This is a genomic window from Pseudomonas sp. LBUM1676 (assembly GCF_059695605.1).
Map to the genome: position 1 here is coordinate 1,258,613 of NZ_CP166777.1, position 18,093 is coordinate 1,276,705.

The following is an 18,093-nucleotide window of genomic DNA, read 5'->3' on the forward strand; positions in this document are numbered from 1 at the left end:
ACTCTCCCTAGGGAACTACCGATGCTATTCAGTCTTTTATATCGGCCGTGAAGGATCAAAGCTTAACCATGGGGTGACAAAATGCCTGATTCACTGCAACTCGTTATCGGTGCCGACCTCAGCGGGCAGCCGATTGCCCAGGCCATGCGGCTGGCAAACCGGCATGGCCTGGTTGCGGGCGCTACCGGCACCGGCAAGACTGTCACCCTGCAGCGTCTGGCCGAAGCCTTCAGCGACGCCGGCGTGGCGGTGTTCGCGGCCGATATCAAAGGCGACCTGTGCGGCCTGGGCGCTGCCGGAGCTCCTCAGGGCAAGGTCGCCGAGCGGATCGCGGGGATGCCTTGGCTGAACCACAAACCCCAGGCGTACCCGGTAACCTTGTGGGACATTCACGGTCAGTCCGGGCATCCCTTGCGTACGACCTTGAGTGAAATGGGGCCGTTGCTGCTCGGCAGCCTGCTGGAATTGACCGACAGCCAGCAGTCGGCACTGTATGCCGCGTTCAAGGTCGCGGACCGCGAAGGGCTGTTGCTGCTGGATCTGAAGGATCTGAAGGCGCTGCTCAATCACCTGCGTGAGCAGCCTGAATTGCTGGGTGATGATGCCGCGTTGATGACCACCGGTTCCAGCCAGGCACTGTTGCGGCGTCTGGCAACCCTGGAACAACAGGGTGCAGAAGCGCTGTTCGGCGAACCGGGGCTGCAACTTGAAGACATTCTGCAACCGGGCGCCGATGGCCGCGGGCGCATTCACTTGCTCGATGCCAGTCGCCTGGTCCACGAAGCGCCGAAGGTGTATGCAACGTTCCTGTTGTGGCTGCTGGCCGAACTGTTCGAGCAACTGCCCGAGCGCGGCGATTGCGACAAGCCGCTGTTGGCGCTGTTTTTCGATGAGGCGCATTTGTTGTTCGCCGGTACGCCCAAGGCCTTGCAGGATCGTCTGGAGCAGGTGGTGCGGCTGATTCGCTCCAAAGGTGTCGGCGTGTATTTCGTTACCCAGTCGCCAGGCGATTTGCCGGATGACGTACTGGCGCAACTGGGCCTGCGCATTCAGCATGGATTGCGCGCGTTCACCGCCAAGGAGCAGAAGTCCCTGCGTGCGGTGGCCGAGGGCTTCCGGCCGAACCCGGCATTTGACGCCTTGTCGGTGTTGACGGAGTTGGGCATCGGCGAGGCGCTGGTCGGTACCCTGCAAGACAAGGGCACGCCGGGAATGGTCCAGCGTGTATTGGTTGCACCGCCGCAATCGCGGATCGGGCCGCTGACCGAGACTGAGCGCACCGTGCTGATCGCCGGCTCGCCGTTCAAGGGGCGGTATGACAAGCCGATTGACCGGGAATCTGCCTATGAAGTGCTGATGGGGCGCAAAGGATTGGCCCCAGAGCCGGACGCTGCTCCAGGTAAGCCGGCAGCCGAAGAGCCCAGTTTCACCGACAAGGCCGGGGAATTCCTCGGTACGGCAGCGGGACAGGCGTTGAAATCAGCGATGCGCCAGGCGGCGAATCAATTGGGCCGACAACTGGTACGCGGTTTGATGGGCTCGCTGCTCGGCGGCAGCAAACGCCGCTAACAAAGCGGGCACCGCCGCTCCCACATTGGATTTGTATCAATCCTTGGGTTTGGCGTGCGCCGCGAGGCGCTCCAGCGCTGCCCGCAGATTCGGATCGCTGATGCCATCGGCCGTGGCCTGAATGGTCGCGCCCGCATCGATCGACAAACTGATGGTATGCCCAGCCGCCCCCTGCTGTACGGTCGGCGGCTGCACCTTGAACAGGATCCGCGTCAGGCTGGCGAACTCATCGAACAGCTGCAATTGCCGTTGCAGACGCTTTTGCTGATAACGCAAACGAGTGGCCCAGTGACCGTCGGTGACAATCAGCAATAAACTGCCTTCGCGCCACGACGCCACATGGCAATGTTCGCGGGCAGCAGGCTGCAACTGGCTTTCCACCAGGCGTTGCAAATGACCCAGGCGTTGAGCGTGGCCGAAGATGGCTTTGAGCGGTTTGGCTTCGCGAAGCAGAACGGCGGGTGCTCTGGCCGTAAGAGGGCGAAATGCCATGATCAGACACCTGAAGTAACAGAGCGGCCATGGTAGCAGAAAGCACCGCAGGCGCCCGACCCATTGCTTTGCGAGCGCTTTACCCATTAAATCAACGGGTAACTTATGCGGTGAATGGCTTGAAGTTGAGCAAAAAGCCCTTATTTTAAATGAGCCCCGTCACAGCGCTGTGCCAGCATCGTGGAATAACGCCACTTTCCTCACCATCGTTTCCGGGTAGAATGCTCGTTCGCATGCGGCCATGAGGGCTGCTCGGGCGACTCACGGGGCCGCCCTCCATCCCTTTAGTGTGGAAGATCCTGCCGATATGTTTGCGCCTTTGTTAAAGAAACTTTTTGGAAGCAAGAACGAGCGTGAAGTCAAACGCATGCTCAAGACGGTGCAACTCGTCAATGCCTTCGAAGAGCAAATGGTGGCCCTTTCGGACGATCAATTGCGTGCCAAGACAGACGAGTTCAAGGCCCGCATCGCCAAAGGGGAAACCCTCGACAAACTGCTGCCGGAAGCCTTTGCGGTCGCCCGCGAAGCCGGCAAGCGTGTCATGGGTATGCGCCACTTCGATGTCCAGCTGATCGGCGGCATGACCTTGCATGAAGGCATGATCGCGGAAATGCGTACCGGTGAAGGCAAGACCCTGGTGGCAACCCTGGGCGTTTACCTCAACGCGCTGTCCGGCAAGGGCGTGCACGTTGTGACCGTGAACGACTACCTGGCCCGCCGTGACGCCAACTGGATGCGTCCGCTCTACGAGTTCCTCGGCATGACGGTCGGCGTGGTCACGCCATTCCAGCCGCCGGAAGAGAAGCGCGCCGCGTACGCTGCCGACATCACCTACGGCACCAACAACGAATTCGGTTTCGACTACCTGCGCGACAACATGGCGTTCAGCATGGAAGAGAAATTCCAGCGCGAACTCAATTTTGCCGTGATCGACGAAGTCGACTCCATCCTCATCGACGAAGCCCGTACCCCGCTGATCATTTCCGGTCAGGCCGAGGACAGCTCCAAGCTGTACATCGAGATCAACAAACTGATCCCGCAGCTGCAATTGCACGTCGAAGAAGTGGAAGGCGAAGTCACCAAGGCCGGCCACTACACCGTCGACGAGAAGACCCGTCAGGTCGAGCTCAACGAAGCCGGTCACCAGTTCATCGAAGACATGCTCACCAGCGTCGGCCTGCTGGCTGAAGGCGAGAGCCTGTATTCGGCCCACAACCTGGGCCTGCTGACCCACGTTTATGCTGGCCTGCGTGCGCACAAACTGTTCAATCGCAACGTCGAATACATCGTGCAGGACGGCCAGGTGGTTCTGGTCGACGAACACACCGGTCGTACCATGCCGGGCCGCCGTTTGTCCGAAGGTCTGCACCAGGCCATCGAAGCCAAGGAAAACCTGAACATCCAGGCCGAAAGCCAGACCCTGGCATCGACCACGTTCCAGAACTACTTCCGCCTGTACAACAAGCTGTCCGGCATGACCGGTACCGCCGATACCGAAGCGTTCGAGTTCCATCAGATCTATGGCCTGCAGGTCATGGTGATCCCGCCGAACAAGCCGCTGGCGCGTAAAGACTACAACGACCTGGTGTTCCTGACCGCCGAAGAGAAATACGCGGCGATCATCAATGACATCAAGGAATGCATGACCCAGGGCCGTCCGGTGCTGGTGGGTACTGCGACCATCGAAACCTCCGAGCACATGTCCACCCTGCTCGACAAGGAAGGCATCGAACACAAGGTCCTGAACGCCAAGTTTCACGAAAAGGAAGCCGAGATCATTGCCCAGGCCGGTCGTCCGGGCGCACTGACCATCGCCACCAACATGGCCGGTCGTGGTACTGACATCCTGTTGGGCGGTAACTGGGAAGTGGAAGTCGCGTCCTTGGAAAATCCAACGCCGGAGCAGATCGCCCAGATCAAGGCCGACTGGCAGAAACGCCACCAGCAAGTGCTGGAGTCGGGCGGCCTGCAGGTGATCGCTTCCGAGCGTCACGAATCGCGTCGGATCGACAACCAGCTGCGTGGTCGTGCCGGTCGTCAGGGTGATGCCGGTTCCAGCCGCTTCTACCTGTCCCTGGAAGACAGCCTGATGCGTATCTTCGCCTCCGACCGGGTGAAGAACTTCATGAAGGCCCTGGGCATGCAGTCAGGTGAAGCGATCGAGCACCGTATGGTGACCAACGCCATCGAGAAGGCCCAGCGCAAGGTTGAAGGCCGTAACTTCGATATCCGCAAGCAACTGCTCGAGTTCGACGACGTCAACAACGAACAGCGTAAAGTGATCTATCACATGCGTAATACGTTGCTCGCCGCGGACAACATCGGCGAAACCATCTCCGATTTCCGTCAGGACGTGCTCAACGCCACTGTCAGCGCGCACATTCCACCGCAATCGCTGCCTGAGCAGTGGGATGTGGCCGGTCTGGAAGCGGCATTGCAGAGCGACTTCGGTGTGGCGTTGCCGATCCAGAAATGGCTCGACGAAGACGATCATCTCTACGAAGAAACCCTGCGCGAGAAGCTGCTGAGCGAACTGATCGCCGCGTACAACGAGAAAGAAGACCAGGCCGGTGCTGAAGCACTGCGCACCTTCGAGAAACAAATCGTGCTGCGTGTGCTCGACGACCTGTGGAAAGACCACCTGTCGACCATGGATCACCTGCGTCACGGCATCCACTTGCGTGGCTATGCCCAGAAGAACCCGAAGCAGGAATACAAGCGCGAGTCGTTCACGCTGTTCTCCGAGCTGCTGGATTCGATCAAACGCGATTCGATCCGTGTGCTGTCCCACGTTCAGGTGCGCCGCGAAGACCCGATCGAAGAAGAGCAACGCCTGCGTCAGGAAGCCGAGGCACTGGCGGCGCGCATGCAGTTCCAGCACGACGAAGCACCGGGTCTCGAGCAGCCGGAGTTGCTCGGTGAAGAGGTCGATGTAGCCCTCGCCACCGCACCGGTGCGCAACGAACAGAAGCTGGGCCGCAACGAACTGTGCTACTGCGGTTCGGGCAAGAAGTTCAAGCATTGCCACGGGCAGATCCAGTAACACCCGTTTGTACGCTGAAATACCCTCGCCGCGACCGGCTTCAGCCGTCGCGGCGTTTTGCCATTTAAACCACCGTCTTTGCTGAAAACGGTGCTGACATCATTTATTAAGGAGCGCATTCATGGCTGTTGGTCTTGGTCCTTTGCCAACGTTGCACCCGGTTGCCGGTTTTGAACTCGGTATCGCCTCGGCCGGCATCAAGCGCCCCGGGCGCAAGGATGTCGTGGTCATGCGCTGCGCCGAAGGCTCCACCGTGGCGGGCGTGTTTACCCTGAACGCGTTTTGCGCAGCGCCGGTGATCCTGGCCAAACAGCGCGTGCAAGGCCCGGTGCGCTACCTGCTGACCAACACTGGCAACGCCAACGCCGGCACCGGTGAACCAGGCCTGGCCGCCGCCGAGCGCACCTGCGCCAGGCTGGCTGAATTGACCGGCGTCGATGCCAGCCAGGTTCTGCCGTACTCCACCGGCGTGATCGGTGAGCCGCTGCCGGTCGAGAAGATCGAAGGCGCGCTGCAGGCCGCACTCGATGATCTGTCGGTGAATAACTGGGAAGCTGCCGCCACCGGCATCATGACCACCGACACCCTGCCCAAGGGCGCCAGCCGCCAGTTCGAGCATGACGGCGTGACCATCACCGTCACCGGTATCAGCAAAGGCGCGGGCATGATCCGTCCGAACATGGCGACCATGCTCGGCTACATCGCCACCGACGCCAAAGTCTCTCGCGAAGTGCTGCAAAACCTGCTGCTGGACGGCGCCAACAAGTCGTTCAATCGCATTACCATCGATGGCGACACTTCGACCAACGACTGCTGCATGCTGATCGCCACCGGTCAGGCTGCGCTGCCGGAAATCACCACGGCCAGCGGTGAATTGTTCGCCAAGCTCAAGCAGGCGGTGTTCGAAGTGTGCATGGACGTGGCCCAGGCCATCGTTCGCGATGGAGAGGGCGCGACCAAGTTCGTCACCGTCGAAGTCAACGGCGGCGGCAATCATCAGGAGTGCCTGGACGTCGGCTACACCGTGGCCCACTCGCCGTTGATCAAGACCGCGCTGTTCGCCTCCGACCCGAACTGGGGCCGTATCCTGGCCGCTGTGGGGCGTGCCGGGGTACCGGACCTGGACGTGAGCAAGATCGACGTGTTCCTCGGCGAAGTGTGCATCGCCAGCCGTGGCGCCCGCGCATCGACCTACACCGAAGCCCAGGGCGCGGCGGTGATGCAGCAGGCAGAAATCACCATCCGGATCGAACTGGGTCGCGGCGATTGCAGCGAAACCATCTGGACCACTGATTTGTCCCACGAGTACGTGAAGATCAACGCTGAGTACCGCACGTAATTACGTTTAGACCGTGTCGCTGCAATCGCGAGCAAGCTCGCTCCCACAGGGGATCTTCAGTGAACACAACAGGTGTTTGCTGCAGGATTCCCACAGGGATCTTCAGTGAACATAATAGGTGTGTGCTGCAGGATCAAATGTGGGAGCGAGCTTGCTCGCGATGACGGTCTGTCAGTCACTGCATAGACTGGCTTGTTCCCTCCATCAAAAGGTCCCGAACATGAGCCTCCACCTGATAATTGGCGACAAACTGTATTCCTCCTGGTCCCTGCGCGGCGCCTTGGCCCTCGACCTGGCTGGCGCCCCTCACACCGAAGAATTGATCAAGCTCAACCAGCCGGACACCCGCGAACGGCTGCTCAAGCATTCGCCCACCGCGAAAGTCCCGCTGCTGAAGACCGAACACGGCACCATCGCCGATTCCCTGGCCATTGCCGAATACCTGGCCGAACAGTTCCCCGACGCCGGCCTCTGGCCCAGGAACGTTGCCGCCCGTGCCCAGGCCCGTTCGGCCTGTGCGCAGATGCACAGCGGTTTCTTTGCCATGCGCAATCACATGCCATTCGACCTGAGCCACGACGCCCCGCTGTCGCCGATGCCGGCTGACGTCCAGTCCGACATCGATCGCATGTTGGCGTTGTGGGCCGAGTGCCGCACCAGCGCGAGCGAAACCGGACCGTTCCTGTTTGGCGGTGCCACCCTGGCCGATGCTTTCTTTGCACCGATTGCCGTGCGCCTGCGTACCTATCAGGTGAAGCTGCCGGCGGCGGACGAAGCCTACGTCAACACTATCTACCAATGGTCAGCCTTCAAGGCCTGGCAGAAAGCAGGTCTGGAGGAGGTGGGTCAGTGAAACGAGTGCATGTAGCCGCCGCCGTCATCCGCGATAGCAGCGGCAAAATACTCATCGCCCGTCGTGCCGACACCCAGCACCAGGGCGGCCTGTGGGAGTTCCCGGGTGGCAAGGTCGAGGACGACGAATCCGTCGAAACCGCCCTGGCCCGCGAGCTCCATGAAGAGCTGGGCATCGTGGTCAACGCGGCGCGCCCGTTGATCAAGGTCCGGCACGATTACCCCGACAAGCAGGTGTTGCTGGACGTCTGGGAAGTCTCGGACTTTTCCGGCGAGCCCCATGGCGCCGAAGGCCAGCCATTGGAATGGGTCGCGCCCCGTGACCTGCTGAACTACGAGTTCCCGGCGGCCAACCAGCCGATCGTCGCGGCAGCACGACTCCCCGCGCAGTACCTGATCACCCCTGAAGACCTGGAAACCCCGGCGCTGCTGCGCGGTATTCAGAAAGCCATCGCGGGCGGTATCAAACTGATCCAGCTGCGGGCGCCCAACGGCTACGATCCGAAATACCGCGATCTGGCGGTGGACGCAGCGGGGCTGTGTGCCGGCAAGGCGCAGCTGATGATCAAGGGGCCGTTTGAATGGCTGGGGGATTTTCCATCGGCCGGCTGGCACATCACTTCAAAGCAACTGCGCAAGTACGCGGCGGCGGGTCGCCCGCTACCGGCATCGCGCTGGTTGGCGGCGTCTTGCCATAACGCTGAAGAACTGGCGCTGGCCGAACAGATGGGCGTGGACTTTGTGACCCTGTCGCCGGTGCAGCCGACCCAGACTCATCCGGATGCTCAGCCTTTGGGTTGGGAGCAGGCTTCGGCGTTGATCGAAGGTTTCAGCAAGCCGGTGTTTTTGCTTGGTGGTGTTGGCCCGGCTGAGCAGCAGAAGGCCTGGGAGGCCGGGGCGCAGGGTGTGGCGGGGATTCGGGCGTTTTGGCCTGAGGCCTGATTCTGCGGTGAGGCGGCCTCATCGCGAGCAAGCTCGCTCCCACAGTGGATCGCATTTCTTCAGGAAGAACTCGGTCCACTGTGGGAGCGAGCTTGCTCGCGATGGCGTCCTGACAGGCGCCGCCTAAACCCCAGGCTTCACCGCCGCCTGCCATAAAACCTCCGCAACCCCCTGCCGCCTGGCAATCAACCTCGCCACCACAAACAACAAATCCGACAACCGATTGATATAGGCCAGGCCAACCCCGGCCAGCGGTTCAGTCGCATTCAACTGCTGACACCGCCGCTCCGCACTGCGGGCCAGGCTCCGGCACACATGAGCCTGGGCAATCAACGCCGAACCACCCGGCAAGATGAAATTCTCCAATGGCCCGAGCTCTTCATTCCACAGATCGATCGCCGCCTCCAGCCGTTCAATCTCTGCCAGGTCCAGTGCCTGATACACCGGCATCGCCAGTTCGCCACCCAGGTCGAACAACCGATGCTGACAAGGCGCCAACACCTCGATCACTTCGCTCAGCCCTGGAAACTCGCCACATTGCGCCGCCAACCCGGCCAACAGCACACCCACCTGACTGTTCAGGGTATCGACCTCGCCAATGGCCTCGATCCGCGGATGATCCTTGGGCACGCGGCGACCGTCTCCCAGCCCGGTTTCGCCTTTGTCGCCGGTGCGGGTGTAAATTTTCGACAAGCGAAAGCCCATGGTTACCTCGATAGCTGATTGAGTTCTTGAGAGACGAGCGGGGTGCCCGCCAAGGGCAGGCGCAAGGTAAAGCAGGTGCCTTGTCCGAGGGTCGATTGCACTTCCATCTGGCCCTTGTGGTTGTTGGTGATGATGAAATACGAAACCGACAGGCCAAGGCCGGTGCCCTGGCCGATTTCCTTGGTGGTAAAGAACGGCTCGAACGTACGCTTGCGCACGCTCTCGCTCATGCCGATGCCGTTGTCCTCGACCTGGATTTCCGCCCAGGGAGGGTTCAGCCGGGTGCGCAGAATGATCCGTCCCGGTTCGCGGTCGTCTTCGCGCTGGTGAATCGCCTGAGCGGCGTTTTTCAACAGGTTGAGCAGCACCTGTTCCAATTCGTTGGCCGTGCCGGGCACCGGGCCCAATGCCGGATCGAACTGGCGAATGATCGCCTGCCCCTTGAAATCGAAACCGATGGCCAGATCGAAGTCGTTACCGGCGATTTCCACTGCCTGATCGATCAGCGCCGGCAGATCGCACGGCGCCATCTGCCGGGTGCTGCGGCGGCTGAAGCTGAGCATGTGGGTGACGATCTTCGCCGCCCGGGCGCCCGCCTGTTGAATGCCGTCGAGCAACTGCGGTACTTCACGCGCCTGCAGGTATTGGTTGACGGTTTCCAGCGCGATACCGACTTGTTCGGCCTGCTCTAGGTTTTTCGGCAGGTCCGGGGACAGGCGCCGACGAATGTTTTGCACGTTGTGCAGGATCGCACCCAACGGGTTGTTGATCTCATGGGCCATGCCGGCGGCGAGACCGCCCACCGAGAGCATTTTTTCCGACTGCACCATCATTTCTTCCAGCGACAGGCGCTGGGTGATGTCGTCGATCCGGATCACCACGCCGCGCCCGGCGCCGCCCATCAACGGATAGAACGTCAAGGCATAGTGCCTGGGTTCTTCGTCCTTGAACCAGGTCACCCGCTCGATCTTCGCCACGGTGTGCTGTTCGACGGTTTGCTTGAGTTGCGGCAGAAACGGCTTGAGCGGTTCGAAGGCGAGAAAGATCGGCTGGTTCAAGGCCTCGTCCAGGCGCGTGCCGGACAGGGCACTGGCCTCCTGATTCCACTGGGTGACATAGAGCTGCTCGTCGAGGGCAATCAGGGCCGAGGGCATGGAGTCGATAATGCTGTTGAGGTAGTTCTGGAACCCGGTGAGCTTTTTCTCGATCTTGCTGCGCACCTGGACTTCCAGTTCCAGTTTGCGATTGGTATGACGGGTTTCTTCCGCCAGGCCCTGGGCCTGGTCATAGGCCGCCTGGGAATCATCCCGCGCCCGCTTGAGTTGCTGCTCGCGGGCCTCGATGCGCGAGAGCATGGTATTGAACGCCTCGGCCAGGCTGCCGATTTCATCATGGTTGCCACGAGAGGCGCGCAGGGCGTAGTTCTCCTCCCGCGTGACTTGCCGGGACAACTCCTCGAGCTGATGGATCGGCCGGGTGATCAGGCGTTTGATCTGCCGGGCGATCACCAGCCATAACAGCACACTGAAGATCAGGATCCCGAGGCTGGCGGTCAGGGTGCCGGTGTAGAACGCCATCGGCAATTCGCTGCTGGCCACCAGTAACAGGTGCCCGGGCGCGGTACCGGGGCGGGGCAGGGTGATCACTTGATTGCTGCGAAATTCGGTGGCCTGCCAGGATTCGATGTGCCGGTAGCGTTCGGGCAGGTTCAGTTTGTCGCCATGCTGCAATTGCGCCAGACGCTCGCCCTTGCCGTCATAAAGGGCCGCGGCACGCAGGGGCGAATAGCTGTTGAGTTCATTGAGCAGGCGTTCGGCGCTTTGCGGCGACTTCAGGGCGTCGGACACCAGGCTCGGGTTGGACACCAGTCGCCCGATGGTCTGCAAGGCCTGGGGGGCCATGCTTTCCTGGGAGATGTAGTACGCAGCGCTGATAAAGGTCAGGTTGGCGACCAGCAGGACGGTGGTCAACAGCACCAGCAGGGCGGCCAGCAGTTTCTGGCCGACTGGAAGGTTTTCAAGGCGCTGGCGCAATGGCATCAGGTTAATCGCTGCAAAGGAACAAGTGGCCAGCGTAGCCGCTGCTCAGTCGCTGGGCAATCCACGGCTGTGCAGATGGGTCGTCAACCGCTGCTGAAGTTGATTGAGGTGCGGCAGGTTCAACTGATGCCGTGAGGCAACTTTGCAGGCATGACCCAGCAGGTAGCTGATTTCGGTCCGGCGCCGCTGGCTGACGTCCTGGTACATCGACGAATAATTGGCGGCGGTGGCGTGGATCACCCGTTCGACTTCCGATTGCAGATCCTCGGCGGCTGCCGGCTGGCCGCAACGTTCGAGCAGTTCCGTCAGTTCGACGCACAGGGTGGCGACTTCGCAATGATGGTCCTGCAGGCCGCCGTTGCGACAATCGTGCAGCACGGTCAACGGGTTGATCGCGCAGTTGAGTGCCAGTTTTCGCCACAGCCGGGTCAGAATCTCGGTGCTCCATTCGTGGGGAATACCCGCGGCGTCCAGATCATCCAGCCAGATCGGCGCCACCGGATGACCGGCGTCCCCCAGCCAGGTGTATCCGTGCCCGGCGAATACCACGCGCCAGTCGCCATCGCGAAAGGCCCCTTCGGTGCTCGAAGCGCAAATGCAACGCGCCTGCGGAACCTGTGCCGCGACGGCGTCCTGGCTGCCAAGGCCATTCTGCAACAGAATCAGCTCGGCGCCCGGGGCCAGGCGCGGCGCCAGTTGCGCCACGGCGTGCTCGGCGTCGTAGGCTTTGCAGGCCACCAGCAGGCGCTTGATCGGTTCACCGCTGTCGGGCGTCTCGGCGGGTATGGGATAGCGTTGCGCTTCACCGTGTTCGACCAGCGTCAACCCGCCTGCCGCCTCATAGTCACGCAGGCGCGCGGCGTCGCGCACAATCAGCCGGACCGGCACCTCGGCCCGTGCCAGGCGTGTCGCCCATAAGGTACCGAGGCTGCCGGCGCCCAGAACATGCCAGGTGGTGGACATCAGTTTTTCGCTCTGTTTGAGGCGCGCATGGGAGGCCCGCAGTGAATGATGGGAAAGACCCGTTATAATCAGCGCGGATTTTAACCGCAAGCCAGGCGTGCTCCATTGGTGCGCCTTTTTATTTGGAGAGATTACATGCCGTCGTTCGACGTGGTATCCGAACTGGACAAACACGAAGTCACCAACGCGGTCGAGAACGCCGTCAAGGAACTCGATCGTCGTTATGACCTGAAAGGCAAAGGCAGCTTCGAGTTCAAGGAAAAGGACCTGACCGTCAACCTGACCGCTGAGGCCGATTTCCAGCTCGAAGCGATGATTGAGATCCTCAAGCTGGCCCTGGTCAAGCGCAAAATCGACGTGCAGTGCCTTGAAGTCAAGGATGCCTATGCCTCCGGCAAGCTGATGAAGCAGGAAGCGGTCCTCAAGGAAGGCATCGACAAAGAGCTGGCGAAGAAAATCGTCGCTCACGTCAAGGACGCCAAGCTCAAGGTCCAGGCCGCCATTCAGGGCGAGCAGGTGCGCATCACCGGCAAGAAGCGTGACGACTTGCAAGAAGCCATCGCCGCCCTGCGTGCCAAGACCTTCGACATGCCGCTGCAGTTCAACAACTTCCGCGACTGACCTTTAAGCGGGAACCTCTCGGCGTTTTCGGCGTCCGAGGCCCGATGGCAGAAACGGTGAGCCCGCAACGGGCGAGTCTTTTCTGCCGCTCATATTTCGCGTGCCGGGTAGCCGGGAATCAGGAGAAAGAAGATGGATTTGAATGCTGAAGTGGACAATCTGGTCAAGGCATCCCAAGCCTGGATTCCGATGATCATGGAATATGGCAGTCGTGTACTGCTGGCGATCATCACCCTGGCCATCGGCTGGTGGCTGATCAACAAAGTGACGCAAAAGCTTGGCGGACTGCTGGCGCTGCGTAACGCCGACCTGGCGCTGCAAGGCTTCATCAGCAGCCTGGCGAACATTATTCTCAAGGTACTGCTGATTGTCAGTGTGGCCTCGATGATCGGCGTGGAAACCACTTCGTTCGTTGCGGCCATCGGTGCGGCGGGTCTGGCCATCGGTCTGGCCTTGCAGGGCAGTCTGGCGAACTTCGCCGGCGGCGTGCTGATTCTGTTGTTCCGCCCGTTCCGCATTGGTGACTGGATCGAAGCCCAGGGTGTCGCCGGTACCGTCGACAGCATCCAGATTTTCCATACCGTGCTGCGCACCGGCGATAACAAAACCATCATCGTCCCTAACGGCAACCTGTCGAACGGCATCATCACCAACACTAACCGTCAGCCGACCCGCAAGGTTGTGTTTGATGTCGGTGTGGATTACGAAGCGGACTTGCAGAAGGCCCGTGAAGTACTGCTGGATCTGGCGAAGGATCCGCGTGTGTTGGCCGAACCAGCTCCGGAAGCCGTAATTTCAACCTTGGGCGACAGCTCGATCACTGTTTCCCTGCGGGTGTGGGTAAAAACTGCCGACTATTGGAGCGTGATGTTCATGTTCAATGAGCAATCGCGCGATCGCCTGAAAACGGCCGGAATCGATATTCCGTTTCCGCAGCGGGTTATTCGAGTAGTACAGGACTCGGCAACGGCGTAATGAACAGTTCAGTTCATGTTTGACCTGTCGGTCAGTGCCGTGCACTGGCACCCGATTCTTTAAACACAAAGCTGTAACCAATAAAAAAGGCCCATCCGAAGATGGGCCTTTTTTTATTTCGGCAAACTAACTGCTTTCGATTACAAGATCGACAGCGGGTAGTCGACGATCAGACGGAACTCGTCGATATCGCCTTCGCCCTGGTCAGTGTTGGCGCGGTGCCATGCTTGACGGATACGGAAGGACAGATCTTTGGCCGGGCCAGTCTGTACTACGTACTTGGCTTCAACGTTGGTTTCGTGGTGCTTGCCATCTTCGCCATACAGACCGGTGTAGGCACTGTTGGTCGGAGTGTTGGAGCCGTCGATATCCCAGCCTTTCACATAACGGGTCATGAAGCTCAGGCCCGGAACGCCGTACTCGGCCATTTTCAGGTCATAACGAACTTGTGCAGATTTTTCGTTCGGACCGTTGAAGTCGGAGTACTGGATGGAGTTGGCGAGGAAGATCGAGTCGCCGCCGCGGTTGTTCTTGCCCACGCCGATGTAGTCGAACGGAGTGTCGCTGTTGACTTTCTGGAAGCCTACAGTGAGGGTGTGCGCTTTCAGGAAGGAGTAAGCGGCTGCCAGCGAGAACGTGGTGTTGCTGATGTCGCCCGCTTCAGCGTCGCCGGAGTCGTCAGTGCGGTAGATGTTACCGTCCAGGTTAACCGACTGATCCTCACCCATCGGGATGGTGTAGTTCAGGTTGGCGTAGTACTGGTTCCAGATGTCTTCCAGCTGAGCGCCGTACAGGGATGCGCTGAGGTTCTCGGTGATGCCGTACTTACCACCGAAATAATCGATAGTGTTGGCTTCAACGCCAGCGTAGTTGGCCCACAGGCCGCCTTGACTGGAGTTTTTGTCCTGGCTGCTCGCCGAGTAGAAGTGGCCGGCTTCGAGGTCAAGGTCTTTGACTTCGCTGCTCTGCAGTTGGAAACCGGTAGCAGTTTGCGGAAGGATACGCGAGCCGCCAACAGCGAATACCGGTGCGGTGCTTGGCTGCATCTCACCGAATTTCAGTTCGGTTTTGGAAACGCGAACTTTGACTGCGCCGCCTGCCTTGCCCTGGCTGTCATTGTTTTCGCCAGCAGCGTTAGTGCTCAGGTTGCCCGAACCGGAGTGCTCGTCGGTACCGTCCAGTTTGATCGCCAGGTAACCGAAGGCGTCAACCCCAAAACCTACGGTGCCTTGGGTGTAACCGGAGCTGAATACACCGTGGAAACCCTGGGTCCAGTCTTTATCGTCGACTGCGCCATCTTTCTTGTTACGGTTGAAATAGTAGTTGCGAAGCAGCAAGTCGAATTTTGCGTCTTCAACAAAACCTTTGGCTTCGGCCTGGTCGCCTACGAAAGGTGCGGCCGTTGCCAATTGAGTACTGGCTGCTGCTGCAACTGCCAGTGCGATCATGCTCCACTTCATCACGCGCATCGTGATTTGCTCCTTTGGTTTTAGAAGAGTACTGCCGTCCCACCTGTTTTATTATCTGGGCGGCTCTTTCTTTTTGTGTCGGCGCAAACTTATATCACGCCGACCATGTTGGCGATACTTGCGAACCTCACCTTTCAGCTTCTTTACGACCCTGTCGCAAATGGCTTGGTAGATGTCGCAAATTTACAGCCCCAATGCAAGTGGATCGATGACTTCAGCATTGTTTTTCCGGGCTTGAGTATCGGTAAAAAGAGTCCCTGGTGAAACGTTTGAATCTCCATCGGGCAACCCTGCCACTGTTTTTATGTGCCTTGAAGGCTTGCGCTTCCAGCGGGCGCTTTCAAGGCGATGTGGGTGTGAATGCAACAAGCGTGCACAAATCAGAAATTTCTTGCCGTTTTTTTCTGAAACCTGCCTGTCGCGGTAAAAACCTCATGAAACCGGGGGGTACACGCTTGTTTTTCAGGTACTTGACGCCATGGTTTGCATGGTGTTGGGGCACCAGGACCGGCTGCATGACAACCAAAAACGTTACCGGTTCACCCCGCCAGTGAGTAGACGGCGGATGCCTGTCGCACTGAGCGTAGACGCACTGTGCGGTTTTGGTGCAAAAAATCTTAATCGCTGTGCTGATTTCATACAGTGCAGCCTTTTTGAGAAACGGACGCATCCTTGTTTATCAGTCATTTCTGCGTTTTTGACGTAACCGTCGGTTCTGTACTGGTGCGTTCCGATGTAAAACGTCCCATATTGGGTCGCTGGTCGATGCTTTGGCTTGCGTTGGCTGGGTTCGGCGTGAAGCACGCGGCGATCGCAGGTATGCTGCCGTCCTGTCGCTTGGTGCGCCGTCTTGCCGGACGGGCGCTAAGCTGAAAAATGAATGACCAGGCGGGAGTGCGCGCGATGTTCGCTTTAGATCCACGACTTCAACAAGACACGCTACCGATCGGGGATTTCCCGCTCTGTCGGTTGCTGTTGTCCAACGATTCGAACTATCCCTGGTTCATCCTGGTGCCACGCCGCGAGGATATCAGCGAGATATTTCAGTTGGGTGTCGCAGATCAACAGCAGCTGTGGCAGGAAACGACCGCGTTGGCGGAAATGCTCAAGGACTCGTTCGACGCGGACAAATTGAACGTCGCAGCCCTGGGGAACGTCGTCAGCCAGTTGCACATGCATGTGATTGTGCGCAAGCGGGAGGATGCGGCCTGGCCAGCCCCGGTCTGGGGCAAGCATCCGGCTGTGCCATACAGCGCAGAGCAGATTGCGCTGATTCGCGAGCGGCTGCGCTTGGTATTGACCGACGATTTCACGTTCCTGGAGGGTTGAATCATGAGCCTGGAAGCACGCGTTACCGATCTGGAGAGCCAGCTGGCGTTTCAGGATGACACCATCCAGGCATTGAGCGATGTGCTGGCGACACAGCAGCGCGCCGTGGAGCGCCTGCAGCTGCAAATGGCCGCCTTGCTCAAGCGGCAAGAGGAAATGGCCGGCCAGTTTGAAACGTTCGAAGAAGAGGCCCCCCCGCCGCATTACTGATCAGAAAGCAGGCAATAAAAAACCGCGAACAGCCTGGCTGTTCGCGGTTTTTTTTCAGCCCTGAATCAGCGTCGCGGCAATGCGGCGATCACATCTTCGGCTTGCAGGCCCTTGTCACGATTCATGACGGAGAACTCTACGCGCTGGCCTTCGACCAGGACACGATGGCCTTCGCCACGAATGGCCCGGAAATGTACGAAAATATCATCGCCGGAATCACGGGAAATAAAGCCGAAGCCTTTGGAGGTATTGAACCACTTGACGGTGCCGGTATCGCGGTTGCTCATGTCATAGCTTGGCGAAGCGGCAGCCGGTGACGATCGGTAGAAGCTGATGGCCAGGTGCAGAAGAACGGCGATCAATGCAACCACCAGGCTGAACAGAACGGCAGGTTGGCCGGCGATGATGGGCATTGGCGCCAGCAGTGTCAGGGTTTGCAGCACCACAGCCAGAACCAGGAGGGCGCTGACCAGGATTTGCAGTTGATGACGCGGGCCTTTGTTCCAGTAAGGAATAACTGGAGCGAGGGTGAGGTTGAGCAGGCCGAAAAAGGCCAGGTACAGCGCATCGGGTTGTTGCAGGTAAGGTACCGCTTCGGTTCGCAGGCTAGGGATGAAGGACAGCAGCAGTGCCGCTGCGCCCATTAGCAGGTGGACGATTTTCAACATTTTGATTAACTCACGTTAAGACGGATCACAAGGAAGAGCTGACGAAGCACGGTTCGCTTCAGAACAATAAGAGGCGTTGGACACGTACCCGCTATCAGCCTATGCGCAGCACCCGGAAAAATAGATGCCGACGACACGCTGCCTATTTAACAGCAAAGCTGCAGGCTACTCAAATCAAGGAGTCCAGCGGTGCATCGGGGGCGATTTGTCGCAGCTCGGCTGGGCATCCAGGGCTGCGGTGCGGCGACGGGCTTGCTAAAGTGGTGCTGCACCTGTCGGATGAATTTCATCACCTTTAGGGGAAACACATGGCAATCGATATCGGAATCAGTGAAGAAGATCGCAAGTCCATCGTCGAGGGGCTCTCGCGTCTGCTGTCGGACACTTATGTGCTTTATTTGAAAACCCATAACTTCCATTGGAACGTCACCGGTCCAATGTTCCGGACCTTGCACCTGATGTTCGAGGAGCAATATAACGAGTTGGCCCTGGCCGTGGACTCGATTGCCGAACGAATTCGTGCGCTAGGCTTTCCGGCCCCGGGCGCCTATTCCATTTATGCGCGCCTGTCTTCCATCAAGGAAGAAGAGGGTGTGCCCAGTGCCGACAACATGATCAGGCAACTTGTCGAGGGTCAGGAAGCCGTCACGCGTACTGCGCGCGGGATCTTCCCGCTGCTGGAAAAAGTCAGTGACGAGCCAACGGCCGACCTGCTGACCCAGCGTATGCAGGTCCACGAGAAAACCGCGTGGATGTTGCGTTCACTGCTCGATCAGTAACCCGCTCGAGCGCGGATGACACGCGTCAGGTGTCGTTTGCGCTCGAATGCTTTTGCATCAGGTTGTACAGGGGATCGGTCTGACCAGGGCGGTCTCCA

At 59.4% G+C, this 18,093-nt stretch carries 16 protein-coding genes; 10 read left to right on the plus strand and 6 right to left on the minus strand.

Features of this window, described 5'->3' with window-relative positions:
- Window positions 1-81: 81 nt before the first annotated feature.
- On the plus strand, window positions 82-1,569 hold the full coding sequence (locus tag ACA041_RS05720; protein WP_497440253.1) for a helicase HerA-like domain-containing protein: 1,488 nt from the start codon (window positions 82-84) through the stop codon (window positions 1,567-1,569).
- Between the two features lie 36 nt (window positions 1,570-1,605).
- Here ACA041_RS05720 and ACA041_RS05725 read toward each other — a convergent pair whose 3' ends face one another.
- Window positions 1,606-2,061, minus strand: a complete 456-nt coding sequence (locus tag ACA041_RS05725; RefSeq protein WP_497440254.1) for a DUF721 domain-containing protein — start codon at window positions 2,059-2,061, stop codon at window positions 1,606-1,608.
- 307 nt (window positions 2,062-2,368) lie between these two features.
- Here ACA041_RS05725 and secA point away from each other — a divergent pair, with 307 nt between their 5' ends.
- The 4 genes from secA to ACA041_RS05745 all read left to right on the plus strand — a co-directional run bounded on the left by secA (window position 2,369) and on the right by ACA041_RS05745 (window position 8,237).
- On the plus strand, window positions 2,369-5,104 hold the full coding sequence (gene secA, locus ACA041_RS05730; RefSeq protein ID WP_497440255.1) for a preprotein translocase subunit SecA: 2,736 nt from the start codon (window positions 2,369-2,371) through the stop codon (window positions 5,102-5,104).
- Window positions 5,105-5,225: 121 nt separating this feature from the next.
- Window positions 5,226-6,443 carry a bifunctional glutamate N-acetyltransferase/amino-acid acetyltransferase ArgJ gene (gene argJ, locus ACA041_RS05735; protein ID WP_497440256.1) on the plus strand — a complete coding sequence of 406 codons (1,218 nt, stop codon included), beginning with the start codon at window positions 5,226-5,228 and terminating at the stop codon, window positions 6,441-6,443.
- A 220-nt stretch (window positions 6,444-6,663) separates the two neighbouring features.
- Window positions 6,664-7,296: a glutathione S-transferase family protein gene (locus tag ACA041_RS05740; RefSeq protein WP_497440257.1), complete on the plus strand. Its 633-nt coding sequence runs from the start codon at window positions 6,664-6,666 to the stop codon at window positions 7,294-7,296.
- Window positions 7,293-8,237: a Nudix family hydrolase gene (locus tag ACA041_RS05745; RefSeq protein ID WP_497440258.1), complete on the plus strand. Its 945-nt coding sequence runs from the start codon at window positions 7,293-7,295 to the stop codon at window positions 8,235-8,237. The genes ACA041_RS05740 and ACA041_RS05745 overlap by 4 nt, the downstream gene beginning before the upstream one ends.
- 123 nt (window positions 8,238-8,360) lie before the next feature.
- Here the strand turns inward: ACA041_RS05745 and ACA041_RS05750 are convergent, their stop codons facing one another.
- The 3 genes from ACA041_RS05750 to ACA041_RS05760 are packed head-to-tail and all read right to left on the minus strand — an operon-like array spanning window position 8,361 to window position 11,944.
- Window positions 8,361-8,942 (minus strand): cob(I)yrinic acid a,c-diamide adenosyltransferase, encoded by a 582-nt coding sequence (locus ACA041_RS05750; RefSeq protein ID WP_497440259.1) that lies wholly within the window; start codon window positions 8,940-8,942, stop codon window positions 8,361-8,363.
- 2 nt (window positions 8,943-8,944) lie between these two features.
- Window positions 8,945-10,981, minus strand: a complete 2,037-nt coding sequence (locus tag ACA041_RS05755; RefSeq protein ID WP_497440260.1) for a sensor histidine kinase — start codon at window positions 10,979-10,981, stop codon at window positions 8,945-8,947.
- 45 nt (window positions 10,982-11,026) lie between these two features.
- Window positions 11,027-11,944 (minus strand): putative 2-dehydropantoate 2-reductase, encoded by a 918-nt coding sequence (locus ACA041_RS05760; RefSeq protein ID WP_497440261.1) that lies wholly within the window; start codon window positions 11,942-11,944, stop codon window positions 11,027-11,029.
- A 135-nt stretch (window positions 11,945-12,079) separates the two neighbouring features.
- Here ACA041_RS05760 and ACA041_RS05765 point away from each other — a divergent pair, with 135 nt between their 5' ends.
- Both ACA041_RS05765 and ACA041_RS05770 read left to right on the plus strand, forming a co-directional pair.
- Window positions 12,080-12,565 (plus strand): YajQ family cyclic di-GMP-binding protein, encoded by a 486-nt coding sequence (locus tag ACA041_RS05765; RefSeq protein WP_018926510.1) that lies wholly within the window; start codon window positions 12,080-12,082, stop codon window positions 12,563-12,565.
- 132 nt (window positions 12,566-12,697) lie between these two features.
- Window positions 12,698-13,540, plus strand: a complete 843-nt coding sequence (locus ACA041_RS05770; RefSeq protein WP_497440262.1) for a mechanosensitive ion channel family protein — start codon at window positions 12,698-12,700, stop codon at window positions 13,538-13,540.
- A 140-nt stretch (window positions 13,541-13,680) separates the two neighbouring features.
- On the opposite strand, the gene ACA041_RS05775 is transcribed toward ACA041_RS05770, so the two are convergent.
- On the minus strand, window positions 13,681-15,009 hold the full coding sequence (locus ACA041_RS05775; RefSeq protein ID WP_497440263.1) for an OprD family porin: 1,329 nt from the start codon (window positions 15,007-15,009) through the stop codon (window positions 13,681-13,683).
- A gap of 903 nt (window positions 15,010-15,912) precedes the next feature.
- Here ACA041_RS05775 and ACA041_RS05780 point away from each other — a divergent pair.
- Together ACA041_RS05780 and ACA041_RS05785 are read left to right on the plus strand one after the other, a co-directional pair.
- Entirely contained in the window at window positions 15,913-16,338 is a 426-nt protein-coding gene (locus tag ACA041_RS05780) for an HIT domain-containing protein (protein ID WP_497440264.1), read from the plus strand.
- A 3-nt stretch (window positions 16,339-16,341) separates the two neighbouring features.
- Complete coding sequence (locus ACA041_RS05785) at window positions 16,342-16,548, plus strand: SlyX family protein (RefSeq protein WP_008147392.1); 207 nt, start codon at window positions 16,342-16,344, stop codon at window positions 16,546-16,548.
- 65 nt (window positions 16,549-16,613) lie between these two features.
- Here ACA041_RS05785 and ACA041_RS05790 read toward each other — a convergent pair whose 3' ends face one another.
- Window positions 16,614-17,216 carry a cold-shock protein gene (locus ACA041_RS05790; protein WP_497440265.1) on the minus strand — a complete coding sequence of 201 codons (603 nt, stop codon included), beginning with the start codon at window positions 17,214-17,216 and terminating at the stop codon, window positions 16,614-16,616.
- A 308-nt stretch (window positions 17,217-17,524) separates the two neighbouring features.
- Here ACA041_RS05790 and ACA041_RS05795 point away from each other — a divergent pair, with 308 nt between their 5' ends.
- Window positions 17,525-17,995 carry a Dps family protein gene (locus ACA041_RS05795; protein ID WP_497440266.1) on the plus strand — a complete coding sequence of 157 codons (471 nt, stop codon included), beginning with the start codon at window positions 17,525-17,527 and terminating at the stop codon, window positions 17,993-17,995.
- Window positions 17,996-18,093: the final 98 nt, after the last annotated feature.

Bases quoted from the DNA above. Each gene is read 5' to 3' on its own strand.
- ACA041_RS05720 (WP_497440253.1), top strand. From the start codon at position 82: ATGCCTGATTCACTGCAACTCGTTATCGGTGCCGACCTCAGCGGGCAG.
- ACA041_RS05725 (WP_497440254.1), bottom strand. From the start codon at position 2,061: ATGGCATTTCGCCCTCTTACGGCCAGAGCACCCGCCGTTCTGCTTCGC.
- secA (WP_497440255.1), top strand. From the start codon at position 2,369: ATGTTTGCGCCTTTGTTAAAGAAACTTTTTGGAAGCAAGAACGAGCGT.
- argJ (WP_497440256.1), top strand. From the start codon at position 5,226: ATGGCTGTTGGTCTTGGTCCTTTGCCAACGTTGCACCCGGTTGCCGGT.
- ACA041_RS05740 (WP_497440257.1), top strand. From the start codon at position 6,664: ATGAGCCTCCACCTGATAATTGGCGACAAACTGTATTCCTCCTGGTCC.
- ACA041_RS05750 (WP_497440259.1), bottom strand. From the start codon at position 8,942: ATGGGCTTTCGCTTGTCGAAAATTTACACCCGCACCGGCGACAAAGGC.
- ACA041_RS05755 (WP_497440260.1), bottom strand. From the start codon at position 10,981: ATGCCATTGCGCCAGCGCCTTGAAAACCTTCCAGTCGGCCAGAAACTG.
- ACA041_RS05760 (WP_497440261.1), bottom strand. From the start codon at position 11,944: ATGTCCACCACCTGGCATGTTCTGGGCGCCGGCAGCCTCGGTACCTTA.
- ACA041_RS05765 (WP_018926510.1), top strand. From the start codon at position 12,080: ATGCCGTCGTTCGACGTGGTATCCGAACTGGACAAACACGAAGTCACC.
- ACA041_RS05770 (WP_497440262.1), top strand. From the start codon at position 12,698: ATGGATTTGAATGCTGAAGTGGACAATCTGGTCAAGGCATCCCAAGCC.
- ACA041_RS05775 (WP_497440263.1), bottom strand. From the start codon at position 15,009: ATGCGCGTGATGAAGTGGAGCATGATCGCACTGGCAGTTGCAGCAGCA.
- ACA041_RS05780 (WP_497440264.1), top strand. From the start codon at position 15,913: ATGTTCGCTTTAGATCCACGACTTCAACAAGACACGCTACCGATCGGG.
- ACA041_RS05785 (WP_008147392.1), top strand. From the start codon at position 16,342: ATGAGCCTGGAAGCACGCGTTACCGATCTGGAGAGCCAGCTGGCGTTT.
- ACA041_RS05790 (WP_497440265.1), bottom strand. From the start codon at position 17,216: ATGTTGAAAATCGTCCACCTGCTAATGGGCGCAGCGGCACTGCTGCTG.
- ACA041_RS05795 (WP_497440266.1), top strand. From the start codon at position 17,525: ATGGCAATCGATATCGGAATCAGTGAAGAAGATCGCAAGTCCATCGTC.